The sequence below is a fragment of the Microbacterium sp. Z11_20 genome (assembly GCF_057197605.1).
The window spans coordinates 1-1,114 of record NZ_JBXVOQ010000009.1 but is presented as its reverse complement, the minus strand read 5'-3'; the positions used below and the strand labels follow the sequence as shown (position 1 = coordinate 1,114).

General features: G+C 62.7%; 2 protein-coding genes. Both read right to left on the bottom strand.

The features are described 5' to 3' along the window. On the bottom strand, nt 1-837 hold an 837-nt coding region (locus AC2DFQ_RS16005; protein WP_484534580.1), incomplete at its 3' end, for an IS481 family transposase. Then, nucleotides 834-1,114: DUF4345 domain-containing protein (locus AC2DFQ_RS16000; protein ID WP_484534579.1), on the bottom strand; the 281-nt coding region annotated here is incomplete at its 5' end. The genes AC2DFQ_RS16005 and AC2DFQ_RS16000, both read right to left, overlap by 4 nt.

Below are 1,114 nucleotides of genomic sequence, written 5' to 3'. Positions count from 1 at the left end.
GGCGAGGATCCGGTTGTAACGCTCGACCTTGCCGTTGTGCTTGGGGGTATATGGCCTAGTTCGGCGGTGCTGACTCCCGTTCAGGGCGTCGGCGAAGGCGTGGGATCGGTAGCAGGCCCCGTTGTCGGTGACGATGCGCTCGATCTTCACAATGCCGTGCGCGCGGAACCAAGTGCGGGCTCGACCCAGGAACGCGACAGCTGTCGTGGCCTTCTCGTCCATAAGGGCTTCGGTATAAGCCAAGCGCGTGTACCCGTCAATCGCGGAATGCAGGTAGACGTAACCAACCCGTGTGCTCTTCTTGGCGCGGTCCACGGCTTTCGCTTCCGGGCTGCCGCGTCCGTGAACGCGCCAGCCTCCACCGTCGGGGATGCGGCCGACCTTCTTCACGTCGATGTGGATCATGTGACCGGGATACTTCGCAACGATCTTCTGCGGTTCCCGGTTGCTCTCCCCATTCGGGTCGATGAACTGTCGCCGATTCAGCCCGAGCTGCGCCAGCAGCCGGGACACGGTGCGGCGACTGATCCGGATGCCTTCTGCGTCAAGCTCGAACACGATCCGCGATGCCGACCACTTGTGCTCCCGCCGCATCACCTCGATCCGCTCCACGATGCCCGCCGCAGTCGCCGTCGGTTGCCGGGCCGGCGTCGACGATCGATCCATGAGGCCGATCTCACCGAACTGCTTGTAGCGATTCACCCACTTCGATGCCGTCGCACGAGAGATACCCATCTCCGCCGCAACATGCGTAATCGGACGGGTCCTGCAGCGCTCTACCAGCCGTCGACGCCCTTCTGGGGAAAGCGGTGCGTTGCGATGGACAGATGGAGTCATTGGGCCTTATGGACGCCAACGACGTGAGCGTGCCACCAAAGGACCATGGGAACGATCACGAGTTCGAGGACCATGCTGGCAATGAAGACAGGGTTGGGCCATCCCACGACGAATACCGAGATGAGGCGGATGAAGCCGCCGACGAATGCGAGTACGAGCATCGCGCGCAACACCGTCGCTCGTTCACGCAGGCGGAAGAGCGACCACCATACGGCAGCGCCCGCTGCGAGCCAGAACACATTGACGAAGCGATACTCACTGTCCACGCTGGCGGATA